Below are 17,830 nucleotides of genomic sequence, written 5' to 3' on the forward strand. Positions count from 1 at the left end.
GCGCGGCCGCCGAGAATCACCACGAAGCAGAGCCAGGTGCCGCAGCAGACCTGAGTCACCCCGCGGGACCGACCCCGCGCGACCAGCCCCGAGCGAGATCAGGCCGAGCGCCGACCCTTCACGAAGTAGACCACCGGCAGGATCCCGCCGGAGCTGACCAGCGAGAGGGCGACGCCCCAGGCCTTGCGGGAGCCGCGCACCTGGGCCGGCGTACGACGCTTGAGGTCGCGCAGGGCGAGGGTGCGCAGGACGCCGTCCACGGCGCCGGCGACCATGATCGCCTTGCGGGTGCTCGGGTCGAGCTCGTTCCAGCGGGTCGTGGGCATGGTTCCTCCCTCGTCGGTCTCCCTGCGGAGCGTAGCGGCCGCCGCCGTACCCTCTCGACGTGGAGTTCACCGGTTTCCCCGTCGCCGCCCTCGACTTCTACGACGACCTCGAGGTCGACAACACGAAGTCGTTCTGGGAGGCACGCAAGCAGGTGTACGCCGAGCAGGTGCGGGCGCCGATGGTGGCGCTGACCGAGGCCCTGGCGCAGGAGTTCGGGCCGGCGAAGGTGTTCCGGCCCTACCGTGACGTGCGCTTCGCGAAGGACAAGACGCCGTACAAGACCCACCAGGGCGCGTTCGTCGGAGTCGCGCCGGCGACCGGGTGGTACGTCGAGGTGGCGGCGCCGGGGGTGCGGGTCGGTGGCGGCATCTACGAGGCCAGCGGCGAGCGGCTCGCTGCGCTGCGCGAGGCGATGGCCGACGACAAGGCCGGCAAGCGGCTGCAGCGCATCCTGCGCGACCTGGAGAAGGGCGGCTTCGAGGTCGCGGGGGAGCGGCTGAAGACCGCGCCGCGCGGCTACGAGAAGGATCACCCGCGCATCGACCTGCTGCGGATGAAGACCGTGCTCGGGATGCGTTCCTACGGCTTCGAGCCGTTCGTGCACACCGCCGAGCTGCTCGACCGGGTCCGCGAGGACTGGCGCCGGCTGCGCCCGCTGGTCAACTGGATCGAGGCCGCGACGTCCTGACCCGGACGGGACCGGGCTCAGCCGACGCGACGCAGGAAGGTCGCGAGGTTCTCGTTGAGCCGCGCCACCTTCTGCTCCTGCGTCAGCGACTCCGGGAGCTTGCCCTGGTCGCTGACCTTCTTGCCGCGGGTGTAGAGCGAGCACTGCAGGTCGGCGCACACGTAGGTGCCGACGGAGTCGCCGTTCGCCCCGGCCTTGCCGGCCCGGGACGCCACCAGCAGGGCGACGCCGCCGGCGGAGTGCGGGGTGAGGCACAGGGTGCAGAGGTTCTTGCGCGGCACCCCGCCCGCGTTGTCGGTCGCGCGCAGCACCACGCCGACCGGGGCGCCGTCCACCTCGGCGACGAGGTAGGCGCGGGTGCGCGACTGCGGGTCGCGCCAGCCCAGGAAGTCGAGGTCGTCCCACGGCTGGGCCGCCAGCTCGCGGGGGACGTTCAACCGCTTGGCCTCACCCTTCGAGCAGTTGATGAAGGAGGCGCGGATCTGTTGCTCAGTCAGGGGGCTCACGTGCATCCACTGTACGAACCCGCGCCACCGATTTTCAGCCTGCGGCGGTGAAGCTCGCCATCGTGCGATCCGGCTCCCAGTACGCCTTCATCGACGTCACGCGGCCCTCGTCGTCCACGACGTAGACCATGATCAGGTCGGTCGTCGTGTGCGAGCCGTCCGGGAAGGACGTCTTGATCCGGCCGATGTTGGCGCACGTGTTGCTGCCCGGGTTGGCGAACGAGTCGTTGATCTGGAACTCGAACGTCGCGATGGGGGCGATCGCCTTCTCCCAGAACGCCGAGATGCCCTCGTGCCCGCGGTGGCCCTTGCCCTCGGGGTCGAACATCGACGGACCGACCGGGTCCTCGAGGACCGCGTCCTCGGCGTACACGGTCAGCCACTCGGCGAGGTCGCCCTTGGCCACGGCCGAGTACGAGCGCTGCGAGGCCGTACGGGCGGGGTGCGGGTCGGTCGGCGCGTTCCAGACGATGGCGTCGGAGGTGATCATGGGCGCCAGCGTAGGACGAATCTAGAACATGTTCTAGGTCCGGGTCTGCGGCGTGGTCAGTGGTGCCTGCAACCAGCGGAGATCGTCATGTCGCCGGCGGAGGGGCACGCCTGCTGCACGGGCGCGTCGGAGAAGCGGGTGAAGGCGGACGGCACGCCGAACGCGAGTCCCAGCGCGACCGCGACGAGCGCACGGCGCAGCAGTGCCACGGTGTCACCCTCCCTGGCGACGTGGCCCCCGCGCGTCCTGCGCGGGTGGTCCCGCGGGGGACCGTGGCCGTTGGCTGTCCGATCGGAGGATGGGGGCGGGGGTTGAGGGGTGGGCCCGAAGTCGTGACCGGGTCCCGGGTGGCTGCTCTGACCGTTCCTGCGGCCGGGAATCACCGCCTGGGCGGCGATTCCCGAGGTTGGTGGCTGCTGCAGCGGCCAACAAGTCCCAGAGGCGGCCAACAAGTACCGCCCACTCGGGCCTCGCCGGCGGACTGTCGCCGGTCGAGGCCGGCAGAAGGGCCCGGAGGTTTCGAGGCTCGGCGCCGGGGCGCCTCGCACCTCAACCACCGGGAGTCGCGCTCGGGCCACCTACGCCCGTCTTGCCGCCAGACCAACCCAGCCATCCGCCGGAGGCAACCGCGGCGCGGCAGCGCGGCGCCCGCGCCGAAGGCGCGTCGTGCGACGCCCGCGGGCCGAGCGCCAGCGAGGTCCGTGCGGCGAGCACGACAGGCGACGCGCTCGCGCCATCAGGGCTAGTGCGGGGCCCAGGCGTCCTCGTCCGCGGTCCGGCTGGTCACGGTCTCGGGGAGCTGGCCGTCGGCGAGCTGCTGGATGCTGACGTCCTCGAAGACCTCGCGCAGGGCGCGGCGGGCGGCGATCCAGACGTGCTGGAGGACCTCGGCGTCGTCGTTGTAGTTGACCGCCTCGGGGCGGAGGCCGTAGACGGAGACGAGGGGGCCGTCGACGGCGCGGATCACGTCGGCGACGGAGACGCTGTCCGCGGTGCGGGCCATGCGCCAGCCGCCGGACTGGCCGCGCTGCGACATCACGATCCCGGCGCGGCGGAGGTCGGCGAGGATCGCCTGGAGGAAGCCGTGCGGGATGTCCTGGAGGCGGCCGAGCTCCTCGGCGCTGATGGCGCGGCCGTCGGAGCGCCCGGTCATCGCGATGAGGGCGCGCAGTGCGTAGTCGGACTTGGCGGAGACGCGCATGGGGCCAGTCTCTCAGATAGGTCGATCGAATCGCTCGACCAAGTCGTTCCGCTGGCGTTTGCAGGCCGCGTCAGGTCCGGGCCGGGCGGAGCCGGTGCCCGACGGCGTACGGCGCAGCCGTGTGAGCCATTCGTTCCCGGCATCTGCTTGCCGCCTGTTAGCACCCCCCGTATCATGTAAGTTACTGGCGAGTAGCAGCCAACAGATCGCAGCTAACAGATCAAGTTCTGTCGAACCTGGAACGGTGGGAACAGTGAGCCACTACAAGAGCAACCTGCGCGACATCGAGTTCAACCTCTTCGAGCTCTTCAACGTGCAGGAGTACCTCGGAACCGGCATCTACGAGGAGATGGACGCCGACACCGCGCGCGACATCCTCGCCGAGGTCGAGCGGATCGCCCGCGAGGACCTCGCGGCCTCCTTCGTCGACGCCGACCGCAACCCGCCGGTGTTCGACCCCGCGACCAACACCGCGCCGGTCCCGGCGTCGTTCAAGAAGTCGTACGACACCTGGATGGAGGCCGGCTTCTGGAGCCTCGGCGTCCCGGAGGAGATCGGCGGCACCACCGCTCCGCCGTCGCTGGTGTGGACCACCGGCGAGATGATCCTCGGCGCGCACGCCCCGATCTGGATGTACTGCACCGGCCCGTTCATGGGCTCGGTCGTGTTCAAGAACGCCAACGGCGTCGAGCGCGACATCAAGATCGCCAAGCACATGGTCGAGCGCCAGTGGGGCGCCACCATGGTCCTCACCGAGCCCGACGCGGGCTCCGACGTGGGTGCGGGCAAGACCTTCGCCACCCCGAACGAGGACGGCACCTGGAACATCTCCGGCGTCAAGCGCTTCATCACCAGCGCCGAGTCGGACCTGCAGGAGAACATCGTCCACCTCGTCCTCGCCCGCCCGAAGGGCGTCGAGGGCGTCGGTGGCCCGGGCACCAAGGGCCTCTCGCTCTTCCTCGTCCCGAAGTACCACTTCGACGTCGAGTCCGGTGAGCTGACCGGCGAGCGCAACGGCGTCTACGTCACCAACGTCGAGCACAAGATGGGCCTCAAGATCTCCAACACCTGCGAGGTCACCTTCGGCGACCCGCAGGTCGGTGGCGGSGAGCCGGCCCGCGGCTGGCTCCTCGGCGAGGTCCACGACGGCATCCGCCAGATGTTCGACGTCATCGAGAACGCCCGCATGATGGTCGGCACGAAGGCCATCGCGACCCTCTCGACCGGCTACCTCAACGCGCTCGAGTACGCCAAGGAGCGGGTCCAGGGCGCCGACCTGACCCAGGCGTCGGACAAGACCGCGCCGCGCGTCACCATCACGCACCACCCCGACGTGCGCCGCTCGCTGATGACCCAGAAGTCGTTCGCCGAGGCGATGCGCTCGCTGGTCGTCTACACCTCCACGTGGCAGGACAAGGTCCAGATCGCGAAGGCCGCCGGCGAGAAGGACGAGCTGGCCGAGGCCGTCAACGACCTGCTCCTCCCGATCGTCAAGGGCTACGGCTCGGAGCGGTCGTGGGTGCTGCTGGGCACCGAGTCGCTGCAGACCTTCGGTGGCTCGGGCTTCCTGCAGGAGTACCCGATCGAGCAGTACGTCCGCGACGCCAAGATCGACACCCTCTACGAGGGCACCACCGCGATCCAGGGCCAGGACTTCTTCTTCCGCAAGATCGTCAAGGACCAGGGCAAGGCGCTGGGCCACCTCGCCGGCGAGATCAAGGCGTTCATCGAGTCCGGTGCGGGCAACGGCCGGCTCAAGAACGAGCGCGAGCTGCTCGCGACCGCCCTCGCCGACGCCGAGGCGATGGTCGGCCTGATGATCAACGACCTCATGTCCGCCCAGGACGAGATCAAGAACATCTACAAGGTCGGCCTCAACACCACCCGCCTGCTGATGGCGCTTGGTGACGTGGTCTGCGCCTGGCTGCTGCTCCGTGGCGCCGAGGTCGCGCTCGAGAAGCTCTCCGGCGACACCGCCGACAAGGCCTTCTACGAGGGCAAGGTCGCCGCCGCCCAGTGGTTCGCACAGCTCAACCTGCCGCGGATCTCGGCTGAGCTGAAGATCGCCCAGGACGCCAGCCTGGACGTCATGGAGCTCGACGAGGCGGCGTTCTGATCCGCTGACGCCCCGCTCGTACGACGGCCGCCCCGCTCACCCGGGGCGGCCGTCGTCGTTCTCGCGCGACCGTGACTGGTCAGGTGCGCAGCGGGGTAGGAGGCGTGGCGTGACGCAGCCGCCGTACCCGGAGCCCCCCCCGCAGCCGCACCCGCACCAGCCGTGGGCCGCCCCGCCGCCGTCCAGCGGGAGCGGTCGGACGATCGCCCTGGCCGTCGGCGGCGTCGCGATCGTCGTGCTGCTCCTGTGCGCCGGTGTCATCACCGCGCTCGTGGTCATCGGCAGGGACATCGGCGAGAACATCAGCGACGCGCTCGCCGACTGGGACCCCGAGCGGCCCGGCGGGCGGGACAACCCCCTGACGGTCGGGGAGGGGGAGGGCTTCGAGATCGACGGGATCGAGTACCAGCCCGGCTGGCGCCTCGAGCTGAACCCACGCGACCAGCACACGATCACCGGCCTGGAGGGGCACAACGACCGCGAGGACGGAGCATCGGAGTACGTCTTCCTCGACTTCGCGTTCGTCACCGCGGCCGGCGTGGAGGTCGGTGAGGTGACCTGCTCGAGCGGGGCCACCATCAACCACGGCGCCACCAAGCTGCTCCGCTGCAGCGGCTACGACCGGATCGCCCCCGGCCACGACCGGATCAGGGTGTCGGCCCGGTGAGCCCGCACCGTGGGACGCCCGTCGCGCGAGGCTGGGCCCACTAGCATCGGGCGCGTGAGCGATGCGGAGCTGCTGGCGGGGTACGTCGACGCGTGGTGGAGCTCGGTGCAGGACTTCGTCCGGCTCCTCGACGGGCTCGGTCCCGATGACTGGTCCCGGCCCACCGACCTGCCCGGGTGGGACGTCAAGGCGATCGCCGCGCACACCGCGCACCTCGAGTCGCTGCTCGCCGGCGGCCCCCACGAGGAGGCCGACATCGGCGACCCTCCGCACGTGACCAGCCCGATGGGCCAGTTCACCGAGATCGGCGTCGTCACCCGCCGCGACACCGAGCCGGCCGCGATCGTCGAGGAGATCCGCCAGCGCACCGCCGAGCGGCACGCGGCGCTCACTGCCGACCCGCCCACCGACGGCGCCGCGCCGGCGCCCGGCGTCTTCGGTGCGATCGGCTGGAACATGCGCACCCTGCTGCGCAACCGTCCCCTCGACGTGTGGATGCACGAGCAGGACATCCGCCGCGCGATCGGCCGCCCCGGCGGGCTCGACACGCCCGGCGCCCAGCACACCGCGGACTACCTCGTCGAGACCTTCGGCTACGTCCTCGGCAAGCGCGTCTCCCCGCCGGCCGGTACGACGGCCGTGCTGGCCGTCGAGGGCAGTGCCCCGGTCGCGGTCGAGGTCGGCGAGGACGGTCGCGGACGCCCGCTGCCAGCCGTCCCGGACGAGCCGGCGGTGCGGCTGGACATGGACCGCGAGACGTTCATCCTCCTCGCCGGTGGCCGCCGCACGCCCGGGGCGGACGCCGTGCGGATCAGCGGCGACGCCGACCTCGGGCAGCGCATCGTCGACCACCTGGCCACCACCCCCTGAGGAGCCTGATGCCCGAGAAGTGGGACGTCGCCGACCTTCCCGACCAGAGCGGCCGCACGGTCGTCGTGACCGGGCCGACCGTCGGCGGGCTCGGCCACCACACCGCGCTCGAGCTCACCCGTCGTGGGGCGCGCGTCGTGCTCGCCGGTCGCAACCCGGCCAAGGTCGAGGAGACCGTCGCGACGATCCGCGCCGAGGTGCCCGACGCCGCCCTGGAGGCCCTGCACCTGGACCTGGCCAGCCTCGCCTCGGTGCGCGCCGCGGCGGAGGCGGCCGCGCAGATCGGGCCGATCGACGTGCTCGTCAACAACGCGGGAGTCATGGCGCCGCCGTACTCCCGCACCGCGGACGGCCTCGAGCTGCAGATGGCGACCAACCACTTCGGGCCGTTCCTGCTCACCGGCCTGCTGCTGCCGCAGCTGGTGCAGAGCGGCGACGGCCGGGTGGTGACGGTGTCGTCGCGGTTCCACTCGCTGGCCGGCAGGGCGCCGCTGGGCGACCCGCGCGAGCAGCTCGGCCGCTACCACCGCTGGCTGGTCTACGGGCAGACGAAGCTGGCCAACCTCTACTTCACCGCCGAGCTCGAGCGCCGGCTGCGGGCCGCGGACCTGCCGGTGCGGGCGCTGGCCGCCCACCCGGGCTTCGCAGGCACGCACCTGGCCGCGAACGGGCAGTACGGCCGCTCGTCCGGCGGCGTCGCGTCCATCGTGGACGCCGGCGTGCGCGCCGTCTCGCAGTCCGCGGCGGCCGGCGCCTGGCCCACCCTGATGGCCGCCACCGCCGACCTGCCCGGCAACACCTACGTCGGCCCCGGCGGGCCGGGCGAGATGGCCGGACGTCCCCGCACGGTCGGCCGCAGCCGCCTGGCGCGCAACGAGCGCGCCGCGCGGACGCTGTGGGAGATCAGCGAGGAGACCGTCGACCTGCAGTACCCCTGACGCCCCCGACCTGCGGCGGTGGCGGCGGTCGGTGCCGCGACGGGCAGCAGGACCTTCTCCTGCGGTCCCGGGCCGGCCTGCAGGAGCGTCCCGCCGTAACCCGGCTTTTGGTAAAGGAATTTTCGTCGCCCTTCGTCGGGTCGGACGGATCTCCTACCCTGTTGCCCGGTGCAGGACGGCCAGCGTGGGGCTGCCGGACTGCCGGGGTTCGGGGGCCAGGTAGTGGTGGGGATAGTCCAATTGCTCGTCGACGAGGGGCTCGTCGGCGAGGACGAGGCTGCGCATGCGCTGGAGCAGCAACGCCGCAGCGGCGGGTACCTGGGTGAGCACCTGGTCCGGGTCGGGGCGCTGACGCCCGAGGCGTTCTACGACGCGCTGACGCGGGCCTGGCGGGCCAACCTGCGCGACCTCGTCGCCGAGCCGCCGCCACCCCTGCTGCTGGTCGAGGTCGACGTCGAGCGGACCATCGAGCTCGGCTGGGTCGCCTGCGAGCTGACCCCGGACGGCGACCTCGTCGTCGCCTCGTCCGTGCCGCCGTCCGAGGACCTCGTCGCCGAGGTGCTGGAGTACTTCCCCGCGCGCCACGTCGAGTTCGTCTCCTGCACGCGCGACGACCTCGACCGCCTGGTGCTCGACGTGCGGGTCGCCCGGCAGGACGTCGCCGGCCGGCCCTCGCCGCACCACGTCCACCCGATCCACGTCGGGCTCGCCATCGTCAGCGCCGGGATCGTCGTGATGGGCGCCCTGACGCTGCCCGTCGGCGCCCTCGCGGTGCCGCTCCTCGTCGCGTCGGTGCTCTTCCTCGTCGGCGGCCTCATCCAGGCGCTGAGCGGCTACGTGCTGCTCGCCGAGCCCGACGAGGCCCCGCAGGAGGTCCCGGACGAGCGCATCGATGACGCCGCGCTGCCGCTCTACTCCGTCATCCTGCTGCTTGGCGGCGGTGCGCCCGGCCTCGAGCGCCTCCTGCGGAACTTCGAGGCCGTCGACTACCCGCGCGAGCGCACCGACGCGATCCTCGTCGTCGACCGCGACGACGAGGAGACCATCGCGGCGCTGCGCGAGAGCGCGCCGCGCAGCTGGGTGCGGGTCGCCCGCGTGCCGTCGCAGGACTTCGCGGACGTCGTACCCGCCTGCGACCACGCCCTCGCGCTCGCCCGGGGCCGTTACGTCGTCGCGTTCCGGCAGGACGACCGCCCGGACGCCGACCAGCTGCGGCGTGCGGTCGCGACCTTCGAGGCCGACCTCGCCGCGCGGCTCGCCGAGGACCGGCCGGCCCAGCCCTACCTCGGCCTGCGGGTGGCGCGCCGCGGGGGACGGTCGCCCATCGGCCTGGAGCGGATCGCCGCAGCCGACGAGGCGGTGCTGCTCAACGGCCTCTCCGGGCACGGCTCGACCGACGTCACCGAGGTGCACTGCAACATGCGCCTGCTGCGCAGGTACGGCGGCTTCGCGGCCCTGCTGCCCGGCTCCGCCCAGCGGGGCACGGCCGAGCGGCCCCCGCGGATCGGCACGCTGGACTCCAGCTCGCAGCACGCCTCGATCCGGCTCAACCGCAGCTGGTGGGACCAGCAGGCCGAGGCCTTCGCCCGCGACGTCCTCGAGGTCGCCGCGCGGGTGCACGCCTTGCTGCGAGGCAGCAATACCGGTCCCCGCATGTCCGCCYCCGCGATCGCCGCCCGGCTGTCGGCGATCGCGCTGCTGCTCAGCTACCCGGTCGTGCTCGGCGGCACGGTCGTGGTGATGGCACGCAGCCCGCTCGCCGAGGACACGCTGGTCAACCACGTCGTCTGGGTCTCGCTCGGTGGCCTGGTGCTCGTCGTCGGCACGATCACCGTGGTGGTCGGGCTGCTGCTGGTGCGGCAGCGCGGCTGGCGCACCGCCGTCGACGCCCTCACCGTGCCGGCGCTGTGGATGCTCTACTCGCTCGCGGCGTGGGCCGCGGTCTTCGCCGCGGTGCTGCGCCGCAGCGAGCCCGCCGGCGAGCCGGGTAGCGACGCGCCCGACGACCGGACGCACCGTCGGCCGGAGAGCGGCACGCCCTAGCCTGAGGTCATCTCGGGACGAAAGGGAATGACGATGTCGTTCTTCGACCAGCAGGCCATCCACTCGGCACCGGCCGGACCGCCGGCCATGCCGCGGCGCATCCAGAACCGCATCTGGGCCGGCCTCGTCGTGCTGCTCCTGGTCGCCGCCGTGCTCGGCTCCGCGATGCTCTTCTGACCCGGCCATCGGTCGCACTCCCGGCCGTCGGCTGCCCCGACGCCTGTGGATGACGTGCGCCCGTACGGCGCCCTGTGGACAGCTGGTGGACGCCGTCGCGGTAGTCCCGGGTCAAGAGCACCGCGACACGCCGGTCCAGGGTGCTTTTGGCCCGGGAATATCCCGACGCGACGGGACCGGGGCGCCCGGTCGCGGGTCCCCGGGCGCGTGGTCACGGGTCCGGGGATGTCACGCCGCGACCGGCATGCCACCCGGCAGGACGGTCGGTGCGCAGTCGCAGCTGTCGCTGCAGGCCAGGTAGGTGTGCACGGCGTGGCCGCACGCGGGGCACGGCAGGTCGTGGCTGAGGTGTTGCTGCTGCTGGGTGGTGTCGGTCCACATCGCCCTGTCTCCTTCGGCGGTCTCGGGTGGCTCTCACTAGGACCACGTAGGAGATCGGCGGAATACGACATCGTCCGAGAAATCCTCAGCGGATTTCCCGGACGACGTCGGAGCAGGGCGGGTCGGGCGTCAGCGGCCGCGGGGGCCGTACACCGCCTCGGCCTTCTTGAACGCCGCCTCGCGGGCCGCCCGGGTGTTGCGGGCGGCCAGCAGGAAGAGCTGCTCGACCCGCTCGCGGGCGAACGTACGACGGGGCGAGGCCGTCCAGGTGTCGTTGAAGAGGCGCTTGGCCGCGGCGACGGCGTCGGGCGACTTGCGGGAGATCTCGTTGGCGATCTGGAGCGCGCCGGTGAGCGGGTCGTTGTCGACGCGGGTCACGAGGCCGAGCTCGTGGGCGCGGGTGCCGTCGAAGACGTCGGCGGTCATCGTGAGGAGCTTGGCCTGATCGATGCCGACCAGCTCCTTGAGGGCCTGGATCCCCGACATGTCCGGGATCAGGCCCCACTTGCCCTCGAGCACCGACCAGCGTGAGTCGGGGGTCGCGACGCGGAAGTCGGCCGCGAGAGCGATCTGGAGGCCGCCGCCGAGGCAGTGCCCGTGCACGGCCGCGATGACCGGCACCGGGATCCGGCGGAACGCCCACGGCGCCTCCTGGAAGAGGTTCGTGCCACGCAGCGGGTTCGGGACGAACGCCTTCGCGATGCCGCTGGGCTTGCGCAGCACCGAGGCGAAGTCGAGGCCGGCGCAGAAGGCGTCCCCGTCGCCGCTGATGACCACGGCGCGCAGGGTGCGGTCCTTGCGCAGGCGCCGGGCGGTCGCGACGAGCTCCTCCAGCATCTCGAGGGTGATCGCGTTGAGCTTGTCCGGCCGGGACAGCCGGACGTGGGCGATGCCGTCGGTGATCGTGCAGGTCACGGTGCTCATGGCGCCATGCTACCGGTCGGTAACCTGCGTGTCGTCCCTGTGCCCCAAGGCGCCCGCCCCCGGACGCCACACGAGCCGCGGGCTCAGGCCCGCGGCTCGTCCGGTGTCTGGTGGGTTGCGCTCAGGCGGCCTGGGCCAGCTTGCGCGCCTCGCCCTCGAGCAGGCGCTGCATGACGCGACGCTTGCGCTTGTCGGCGGTGGCCATCGCGAACAGCAGCTTGAGCTGGCTGGGCAGGTTCTTCGCGTTGGTCGTGGCGAGCCACCCGTTCGGGAAGGACAGGCGGACCACCCGGTGCCAGGCGCTGTAGACCTGCTGCGGCAGCGGCGCCTCGTGGTAGTTGAGGTCGTACTTCTCGAACAGCGCCTTCACCTTCGGCGCCACCTCGGCGTACCGGCTGCTGGGCAGGTCGGGGAAGAGGTGGTGCTCGATCTGGTGCGACAGGTTGCCGGTCATGATGTGCATCAGCTTCGAGCCGGAGATGTTCGCCGAGCCGAGCATCTGGCGCAGGTACCACTCGCCCCGCGTCTCCTTCTCGGGGATCGACTTGAGCTCGAAGGTCTCGACGCCCTCGGGGAAGTGGCCGCACATGATGACCGAGTGCGACCACAGGTTGCGGATCAGGTTCGCGGTGAAGTTCGCGGCCAGGGCCGGCAGGAATGAACCGGTCGGCGCGGCGAGGACCGGGTTGACGACGTAGTCCTTCGTCGCCTGCTTGCGGACCTTCTTCAGCGTCGCCTTGAGGTTCCGCTTGAACTCCTCGCTGCGCTTCTCCTTCGGCAGGCGCAGGTTGCGGCCCAGCTCGAGGTCGTACGCCGCGATGCCGTACTCGAAGAAGCAGGCGTTGATGAAGTTCCACAGCGGCTGTGCGAGGTAGGCGGGGTACCAGCGCTGCTCCTCGTCGACGCGCATGATGCCGTAGCCGAGGTCGTTGTCCTTGCCGACGATGTTCGTGTAGGTGTGGTGGACCTCGTTGTGCGAGTGCTTCCAGCCGTCGGCGGTGGAGGCGTTGTCCCACTCCCACGTGGTCGAGTGGATCTTCGGGTCACGCATCCAGTCCCACTGGCCGTGCATGACGTTGTGGCCGATCTCCATGTTCTCGAGGATCTTGGCCACCGCGAGGCCGGCGGTGCCGAGCACCCACGCGGGCGGGAAGACGCTGGCGAGCAGCACGGCGCGGGAGCCGAGCTCGAGCTTGCGCTGGACGTCCACCATCTTGCGGATGTACGCCGCGTCCTTCTCGCCGCGGGCGTCGAGCACCTCCTGGCGGATGGCGTCGAGCTCGGCGCCGATGGCCTCGATGTCCTCGGGGGTGAGGTGCGCGATCGGGTTGTCGACCTTGTTGGTCACAGTGGTCATGTGTCAGTCCTGGAGGTCTCGTGAGGTTCAGTGGTCGATCTGGCAGTCGCCGGCAGCGGCGCTGATACACGTCTGGATCTTCACGCCGCCCGGGTCGGTCTCGCCCGGGACGGCGACGGTGAGCTCGCCGTTGCGCAGGTCGCGCACGGCGCCGGAGGTCATCGGCAGCACGCAGCCCATGCAGATGCCCATCCGGCACCCGCTCGGCATCAGCACGCCGGCCGACTCCGCCGCGTCGAGGATCGGCATCGACCCCTCGGCCTCGACGGTGGCGCCGGACGGCCCGGTGAAGGTGACCGTCCCGCCCTCGGCGTCGACGTCGACGACCGTCGGGCGGAAACGCTCGGTGTGCAGGGTGAGGCGGCGCTCGTCGTAGAACGCCTCCAGGGTGTCGAGCAGCCCGGCCGGGCCGCAGGCGTACGCCGTGCGCTCGGCCAGGTCGGGGACCTCGGCCTCGAGGTCGTCGGTGGTGAGCAGCCCGTCGGTGTCGGTGTGCCGCTCGACGAGGCGCAGCCGGCCGGCCTCGGCGTGGGCGCGCAGCTCGGCTCCGAAGATCACCTCGTCGCGCTTCATCGCCGAGTGGACCAGCACGATGTCGTACGCCGCGCGGGCGACCGACTCGTTGCGGGAGTAGAGGTTGCGCAGCATCCCGATGACCGGGGTGATGCCCGAGCCCGCCGTCACCATCAGCAGCTTCTGCTTCTCGGCACGCGGCGGGGCGAGGACGAAGTCGCCCTCGGCCTGGGCGAGGTGGAGCATCTGGCCGACCCGGGCCTGGTGGACGAGGTACTGCGAGACCGCCCCGCCGGGGATCGCCTTGACGGTGATCGAGATCCGGCCGTCGGGGCGCGGGCCGTGGGTCAGGGAGTAGGTGCGCCACAGGCGCACGCCGTCGACGTCGATCCCGACCCGGACGTACTGGCCGGGGATGTGCCCGGCCCAGTCGCGGCCGGGCTTGATGACGATCGTGGCGGCGTCGGCGGTCTCGGCCTCGACGGCCTCGATGCGGCCCTTGAGGCCGGACGCGGCGCCGGGGCGGAGCGGGGCGAAGTGGTCGAGCAGGTCGTCGACCGTCAGCGGGGTGACCGCTGCGTCGAGCAGGCTGCGCAGGCGGTTCGGGAGGCGCCCGGTGCGGGCAGCCGAACGAGGGCCGGCGGTTGTGGAACTCACTCCACCACACTCGCAACTCCGGCCGCTAAACTCATGACCACAGTCGGTGAATCTGCCGACGGTTTTTGTTCGCCAGGAGTGAAGAAGGCGGATCCATGCCGCGTCGATCCCTGCGCCGGCCGCGTGCCGACCGGAGCGTCCTGCTGCCCCCGGAGACGGTGGCCGCGATCCGCAGCGACCTGGCGACGGTCGCCGACGACGTCGTCGACCAGATCATCCGTGAGGTGCCACCCTACGAGGACGCGTTCAGCGGCCCGATGGGCGAGACCATCCGCGGAGCGGTGCAGGTCGCCCTCGGCGGCTTCCTCTCCCTGATCAGCGACCGCCGCGGCCCCGACGCGCTCGCCCCGCGGGCCTCCGCCGTCGACGGCGCCTACGAGCTGGGGCGGGGCGAGGTCCGCAGCGGCCGGACGACGGACGCCCTGCTCTCGGCGTACCGGATCGGCGCCCGGGTGTCGTGGCAGCACCTGTCCGCGAAGGCCGTGCAGCAGGGCATCGACCCGGCCACGATGGCCTCCTTTGCCGAGCTGGTGTTCGCCTACATCGACGAGCTGTCGGCCGCGAGCGTCGCCGGCCACCGCGACGAGTCCGCCGCCGAGGGGCGGATCCGGCAGCGCATGGTCGAGCGCCTCGCCCGGCACCTGCTCACCGGCGCTCCGGAGGCCACCGTGCTCGCGTCGGCCGAGCGGGCCGAGTGGTCGCCCCCGACCACGCTGACCGCCGTCCTCGTCCCGGAGGCGCAGGCCGGCACCCTGCAGGGCGTGCTGCGCCGCGGCACGCTGCTCACCACCGACCTGCCCGACCTGGACGGCCACGCGTTGCTGATGGTGCCCGACGCCCACGACCGCGCCCGGGTGCCGCTGCTGCGGGCCGTGCAGGGGCGCGACGCGCTCGTCGGCCCGCCGCGGCCGTGGCTGGACGTGCGCGAGTCCTACGAGCGCGTCCTGCGCGCCCAGGCGCTCGGCCTCACGGGCGACACCGAGCGGCACCTGCCGCTGCTGGTGCTGACCGCAGACCAGCAGGCGCTGGACGACCTGCGCGCCGTCGTGCTGTCCCCGCTGGCCGACCTGCGTCCCTCCACCGCCGCGAAGCTGCGGGAGACCCTGCGCGCCTGGCTGCTCCACCAGGGCCGCCGTGACGACGTGGCCGCCGCCCTCTTCGTGCACCCGCAGACCATCCGCTACCGCATGACCCAGCTGCGCGACCTCTACGGGGAGCGTTTGGAGGATCCCGATACGGTCCTCGCGCTGACCCTTGCGCTCGGTGTGGAGGAGGAGTCCGGATGAGGTCGTGGGCCGTGCGGCTGGTGCCGCTGGCAGTGCTGCCTGCGCTCGTCGCCGCGCTCGCGGGGTGCCAGTCTGCGCGGAAGGCCGACCCCGACGCGACCCCGAGCCGCAAGCCGGTCGTCGCCGGCGACAGGTACGTCGCGCTGGGCGACTCCTACACCTCGGCGCCCGCGGTCGGGGAGCCGACCGGGCCGCCCGCCTGCCAGCAGACCGACCGCAACTACCCGCACCTGCTGGCCGAGGCGCTGGACCTCGACCTGGTCGACGTCAGCTGCGGCGGTGCGAAGACGCCCAACATGACCACCCAGCCGCAGGTCGCCGGCACCGACCGCCTGCCACCACAGGTCGAGGCCGTCACCGAGGACACCGCGCTGGTCACCATCAGCATCGGGGCCAACAACGGCTCGGTCTACGGCAACCTGGTCATCCGGTGCGCGCAGCTCGCGCTCGCCGACCCCGACGGGGCCCCCTGCTCCGACCTGGCCCAGCAGAACGACGACGTGCTGCCCACGGTCTTCGACGGCGTCGTCGAGGGGATCGTCGAGACCGTCGACGCCGTCCTCGAGCGCGCCCCGGACGCGCGGGTCGTCGTGGTCGGCTACCCGCAGATCTTCCCGGCCGAGGGCACCTGTCCCGAGCTCCCGCTCGCCGAGGGCGACTACCCCTTCGGGCGCGGCGTGATCGAGGCGTTCGTGCAGGCGCAGGCGCGGGCGGCGACCGAGTCGGGCGCGGAGTACGTCGACGTGTGGGCCGCCACGGAGGGCCACGACATCTGTGCCGACGAGCCGTGGATCGCCGGGTTCGAGCCGGCGAAGGCGGCGACGCCGTACCACCCCTACGCCGAGGAGCAGGAGGCCGTCGCCGGCCTGCTCGAGGACCTGGTCGCCCGGCAGGGCTGACCTCGCCGCCGGCCCGCGCGCCGGTTTGTCTCAGGGATCGTGTTGCGACAAACGGGACTTGTGTAGCATATCCGGATGGATCCGGCCGAGGTGCTCGCGCTCGTCGCCGTCGCGGCGGTGGCCGCCCTGCTGCTCGCGGGCGGGCCGGCGCCCGGCGCCTCCGCGCGGCAGTTCGCCGACGAGTACCTCCTCGCCGTCGAGGAGACGCACGCGGGCCTGGTCGAGCAGGCCCATCGCGTCGACCGGCGGTTGCTGGGCCTCGCGACCCTCGCCGGCCTGGTGGGTTACGCCGCCGCCCGCCTCCTCGTCGAGCCCGGCGTGGCCGTGTGGGTGGCGGTGCCGGCCCTCGCCGCCACCGTCGGTGCACTGAGGCTGTGGCGCGCCGGGCAGGACCTCGCGCCCGAGCCCGGCTCGCCCGTGGTGGCGCGGGTGCGGGCCGTGCGGCTGGCCGACTACCTGCCCCCGGTGGGCCTGGTCGTCCTCGTCGCGAGCCCGGTGCTGGCGCTCGGCTGCCTCGTCGCCGGGATCGAGGCGGTGCGTCGCGACGTGCCCGACGTCGAGGCGGTGTGGCTGGTCGTCGGCCTCGGTGCCGCCATGGCGGTCCTCGGGGTCGCGGCGCCGTGGTCCGCCGGCCGCAGCCGTCCGCGGACACCGGCCAGCTGTACCTGCACGACGCCTGGCGGGCGCGCCAGCTGTCCGGGGCGCTGTGGTTCCAGCTCAGCGCCGGCTTCGTGCTCGGGCTCGAGGCCGCCGCGCTGCTCGACCTCGACGCCACCTGGCTGCTCTTCGGCTGGGCCCTGTCCGTCGGCGCGGTGATCATGCTGCGTCGCGGCGAGCACACCTTCCGCCGCCGGCTCTGGCCCGACCTCGGCCCGGCCGTGCGGGTCCGGGTCGGCGAGCCGGCCGGCACCGTCGGGACGGCCGGCACCGGCGGGACGGGCGGGACCGGCGGGACGGGCGGGACCGGCGGGACGCCGTGATCGTCCTCGACCCGCGGTCCGTCACTCCGCCGTACGAGCAGGTCCGCTCGCAGCTCGCGGCGCTGGTCGAGGCCGGCGAGCTGGGCGCCGGCGACCGGCTGCCCACCGTGCGGAGGCTGGCGAAGGACCTCGGCCTCGCAGTCAACACCGTCGCCCGCGCCTACCGCGAGCTCGAGGCGGCCGGGCTGATCGAGACCCGCGGCCGGGCCGGCAGCTTCGTCACCGGCTCGGGCGTCGAGCGGGCGGCCCGCGAGGCCGCGCTGGCGTACGTCGAGCGGGCCCGCGCGCTCGGCCTCTCCGACCGTGCCGCGCTCGAGGTGGTCGCCGGGGTGCTGGGGATCAGTCGGCGAGGAAGCTGAACCGCACCTCGCGCTCGTCGTTGTCGACGTTGAGGTCGACCAGGCAGATGCTCTGCCACGTGCCGAGGGCGAGCCGACCCTCGAGGACCGGGACGGTGGCGTACGGCGGGACCAGGGCCGGCATGACGTGGGAGCGGCCGTGCCCGGGGGAGCCGTGGCGGTGCCGCCACCGGTCGTCGGCGGGCAGCAGGTCGCCGAGCGCGGAGAGCAGGTCGTCGTCGCTGCCGGCGCCGGTCTCCAGGATCGCCAGCCCGGCGGTCGCGTGCGGCACGAACAGGTGCAGGATCCCGTCGCCGCGGCCGGAGGCGAACGCCGCGCAGTCGCGGGTCAGGTCGAGGACGACCTCGCGGTCGCCCGTGCGGTAGGTGCGGGTCTCGCTGTCCATCCGGCCATCATGACGGGCCGGGCATGACGGGCCGGGCACGACGGCGGGGCGGGCCGGCGGGGCGGG

General features: G+C 72.5%; 22 protein-coding genes. 12 read left to right on the plus strand and 10 right to left on the minus strand.

Features of this window, described 5'->3' with window-relative positions; all coding sequences use genetic code 11:
- Positions 1-98: 98 nt before the first annotated feature.
- Positions 99-326, minus strand: a complete 228-nt coding sequence (locus L615_RS22140; protein WP_028655254.1) for a hypothetical protein — start codon at positions 324-326, stop codon at positions 99-101.
- 59 nt (positions 327-385) lie between these two features.
- On the opposite strand from L615_RS22140, the gene L615_RS22145 reads away from it, so the two are divergent.
- Complete coding sequence (locus L615_RS22145; RefSeq protein ID WP_145726491.1) at positions 386-1,015, plus strand: DUF2461 domain-containing protein; 630 nt, start codon at positions 386-388, stop codon at positions 1,013-1,015.
- 17 nt (positions 1,016-1,032) lie between these two features.
- Here L615_RS22145 and L615_RS22150 read toward each other — a convergent pair whose 3' ends face one another.
- The 4 genes from L615_RS22150 to L615_RS22160 form a co-directional block, all read right to left on the minus strand.
- Positions 1,033-1,527 (minus strand): FBP domain-containing protein, encoded by a 495-nt coding sequence (locus L615_RS22150; RefSeq protein ID WP_222430663.1) that lies wholly within the window; start codon positions 1,525-1,527, stop codon positions 1,033-1,035.
- A 28-nt stretch (positions 1,528-1,555) separates the two neighbouring features.
- Positions 1,556-2,011 carry a nuclear transport factor 2 family protein gene (locus tag L615_RS22155; RefSeq protein ID WP_145726492.1) on the minus strand — a complete coding sequence of 152 codons (456 nt, stop codon included), beginning with the start codon at positions 2,009-2,011 and terminating at the stop codon, positions 1,556-1,558.
- Between the two features lie 56 nt (positions 2,012-2,067).
- Positions 2,068-2,220 carry a hypothetical protein gene (locus tag L615_RS23635; RefSeq protein WP_157514841.1) on the minus strand — a complete coding sequence of 51 codons (153 nt, stop codon included), beginning with the start codon at positions 2,218-2,220 and terminating at the stop codon, positions 2,068-2,070.
- Positions 2,221-2,753: 533 nt separating this feature from the next.
- Positions 2,754-3,212 (minus strand): Rrf2 family transcriptional regulator, encoded by a 459-nt coding sequence (locus tag L615_RS22160; protein WP_028655259.1) that lies wholly within the window; start codon positions 3,210-3,212, stop codon positions 2,754-2,756.
- Between the two features lie 253 nt (positions 3,213-3,465).
- Between L615_RS22160 and L615_RS22165 the strand changes: the two genes are divergently transcribed.
- The 6 genes from L615_RS22165 to L615_RS23640 all read left to right on the plus strand — a co-directional run bounded on the left by L615_RS22165 (position 3,466) and on the right by L615_RS23640 (position 10,023).
- Positions 3,466-5,328, plus strand: coding sequence for an acyl-CoA dehydrogenase (locus L615_RS22165; RefSeq protein ID WP_028655260.1), 1,863 nt, complete (start codon positions 3,466-3,468; stop codon positions 5,326-5,328).
- Between the two features lie 109 nt (positions 5,329-5,437).
- Entirely contained in the window at positions 5,438-5,995 is a 558-nt protein-coding gene (locus L615_RS22170; protein WP_145726493.1) for a hypothetical protein, read from the plus strand.
- A gap of 54 nt (positions 5,996-6,049) precedes the next feature.
- Positions 6,050-6,865: a maleylpyruvate isomerase family mycothiol-dependent enzyme gene (locus tag L615_RS22175; RefSeq protein WP_145726494.1), complete on the plus strand. Its 816-nt coding sequence runs from the start codon at positions 6,050-6,052 to the stop codon at positions 6,863-6,865.
- A gap of 8 nt (positions 6,866-6,873) precedes the next feature.
- Entirely contained in the window at positions 6,874-7,803 is a 930-nt protein-coding gene (locus L615_RS22180) for an oxidoreductase (protein WP_145726495.1), read from the plus strand.
- 240 nt (positions 7,804-8,043) lie between these two features.
- On the plus strand, positions 8,044-9,846 hold the full coding sequence (locus L615_RS22185; RefSeq protein WP_145726496.1) for a hypothetical protein: 1,803 nt from the start codon (positions 8,044-8,046) through the stop codon (positions 9,844-9,846).
- 33 nt (positions 9,847-9,879) lie between these two features.
- Positions 9,880-10,023 (plus strand): hypothetical protein, encoded by a 144-nt coding sequence (locus L615_RS23640; protein WP_186449982.1) that lies wholly within the window; start codon positions 9,880-9,882, stop codon positions 10,021-10,023.
- Positions 10,024-10,251: 228 nt separating this feature from the next.
- On the opposite strand, the gene L615_RS23645 is transcribed toward L615_RS23640, so the two are convergent.
- The 4 genes from L615_RS23645 to L615_RS22200 all read right to left on the minus strand — a co-directional run bounded on the left by L615_RS23645 (position 10,252) and on the right by L615_RS22200 (position 13,855).
- Positions 10,252-10,404, minus strand: coding sequence for a hypothetical protein (locus L615_RS23645; RefSeq protein ID WP_186449983.1), 153 nt, complete (start codon positions 10,402-10,404; stop codon positions 10,252-10,254).
- A gap of 129 nt (positions 10,405-10,533) precedes the next feature.
- Positions 10,534-11,328, minus strand: coding sequence for a crotonase/enoyl-CoA hydratase family protein (locus L615_RS22190; RefSeq protein ID WP_028655265.1), 795 nt, complete (start codon positions 11,326-11,328; stop codon positions 10,534-10,536).
- 121 nt (positions 11,329-11,449) lie between these two features.
- The gene (locus tag L615_RS22195) at positions 11,450-12,685 is read right to left on the minus strand and encodes an acyl-CoA desaturase (RefSeq protein ID WP_028655266.1); all 1,236 of its coding nucleotides are present in this window, start codon (positions 12,683-12,685) and stop codon (positions 11,450-11,452) included.
- Positions 12,686-12,712: 27 nt separating this feature from the next.
- A complete protein-coding gene (locus tag L615_RS22200) occupies positions 12,713-13,855 on the minus strand; it encodes a ferredoxin reductase (protein WP_145726497.1) in 1,143 nt (380 codons plus the stop codon).
- Between the two features lie 95 nt (positions 13,856-13,950).
- Here L615_RS22200 and L615_RS22205 point away from each other — a divergent pair, with 95 nt between their 5' ends.
- The 5 genes from L615_RS22205 to L615_RS22225 all read left to right on the plus strand — a co-directional run bounded on the left by L615_RS22205 (position 13,951) and on the right by L615_RS22225 (position 17,379).
- Positions 13,951-15,141 (plus strand): CdaR family transcriptional regulator, encoded by a 1,191-nt coding sequence (locus L615_RS22205; protein WP_145726498.1) that lies wholly within the window; start codon positions 13,951-13,953, stop codon positions 15,139-15,141.
- Positions 15,138-16,040: an SGNH/GDSL hydrolase family protein gene (locus L615_RS22210; RefSeq protein WP_051485657.1), complete on the plus strand. Its 903-nt coding sequence runs from the start codon at positions 15,138-15,140 to the stop codon at positions 16,038-16,040. The genes L615_RS22205 and L615_RS22210 overlap by 4 nt, the downstream gene beginning before the upstream one ends.
- A 75-nt stretch (positions 16,041-16,115) precedes the next feature.
- Positions 16,116-16,856 carry a hypothetical protein gene (locus L615_RS22215; RefSeq protein WP_145726499.1) on the plus strand — a complete coding sequence of 247 codons (741 nt, stop codon included), beginning with the start codon at positions 16,116-16,118 and terminating at the stop codon, positions 16,854-16,856.
- Positions 16,772-17,020, plus strand: coding sequence for a hypothetical protein (locus L615_RS22220; RefSeq protein WP_145726500.1), 249 nt, complete (start codon positions 16,772-16,774; stop codon positions 17,018-17,020). Before L615_RS22215 ends, L615_RS22220 begins: the two co-directional genes overlap by 85 nt.
- Positions 17,017-17,379 (plus strand): GntR family transcriptional regulator, encoded by a 363-nt coding sequence (locus L615_RS22225; protein WP_028655270.1) that lies wholly within the window; start codon positions 17,017-17,019, stop codon positions 17,377-17,379. The genes L615_RS22220 and L615_RS22225 overlap by 4 nt, the downstream gene beginning before the upstream one ends.
- On the opposite strand, the gene L615_RS22230 is transcribed toward L615_RS22225, so the two are convergent.
- Positions 17,360-17,764: a YjbQ family protein gene (locus tag L615_RS22230; RefSeq protein WP_028655271.1), complete on the minus strand. Its 405-nt coding sequence runs from the start codon at positions 17,762-17,764 to the stop codon at positions 17,360-17,362. The two genes, L615_RS22225 and L615_RS22230, sit on opposite strands and share 20 nt — an antisense overlap.
- Between the last annotated feature and the right edge of the window lie 66 nt (positions 17,765-17,830).

Origin of the sequence: Nocardioides sp. J9 (assembly GCF_007829375.1) — a bacterium.
Lineage (GTDB): Bacteria > Actinomycetota > Actinomycetes > Propionibacteriales > Nocardioidaceae > Nocardioides.

Bases quoted from the DNA above. Each gene is read 5' to 3' on its own strand.
- L615_RS23640 (WP_186449982.1), top strand. From the start codon at position 9,880: ATGTCGTTCTTCGACCAGCAGGCCATCCACTCGGCACCGGCCGGACCG.
- L615_RS22140 (WP_028655254.1), bottom strand. From the start codon at position 326: ATGCCCACGACCCGCTGGAACGAGCTCGACCCGAGCACCCGCAAGGCG.
- L615_RS22160 (WP_028655259.1), bottom strand. From the start codon at position 3,212: ATGCGCGTCTCCGCCAAGTCCGACTACGCACTGCGCGCCCTCATCGCG.
- L615_RS23645 (WP_186449983.1), bottom strand. From the start codon at position 10,404: ATGTGGACCGACACCACCCAGCAGCAGCAACACCTCAGCCACGACCTG.
- L615_RS22155 (WP_145726492.1), bottom strand. From the start codon at position 2,011: ATGATCACCTCCGACGCCATCGTCTGGAACGCGCCGACCGACCCGCAC.
- L615_RS22230 (WP_028655271.1), bottom strand. From the start codon at position 17,764: ATGGACAGCGAGACCCGCACCTACCGCACGGGCGACCGCGAGGTCGTC.
- L615_RS22150 (WP_222430663.1), bottom strand. From the start codon at position 1,527: ATGCACGTGAGCCCCCTGACTGAGCAACAGATCCGCGCCTCCTTCATC.
- L615_RS22190 (WP_028655265.1), bottom strand. From the start codon at position 11,328: ATGAGCACCGTGACCTGCACGATCACCGACGGCATCGCCCACGTCCGG.
- L615_RS22195 (WP_028655266.1), bottom strand. From the start codon at position 12,685: ATGACCACTGTGACCAACAAGGTCGACAACCCGATCGCGCACCTCACC.
- L615_RS22215 (WP_145726499.1), top strand. From the start codon at position 16,116: ATGGATCCGGCCGAGGTGCTCGCGCTCGTCGCCGTCGCGGCGGTGGCC.
- L615_RS22210 (WP_051485657.1), top strand. From the start codon at position 15,138: ATGAGGTCGTGGGCCGTGCGGCTGGTGCCGCTGGCAGTGCTGCCTGCG.
- L615_RS22180 (WP_145726495.1), top strand. From the start codon at position 6,874: ATGCCCGAGAAGTGGGACGTCGCCGACCTTCCCGACCAGAGCGGCCGC.
- L615_RS22205 (WP_145726498.1), top strand. From the start codon at position 13,951: ATGCCGCGTCGATCCCTGCGCCGGCCGCGTGCCGACCGGAGCGTCCTG.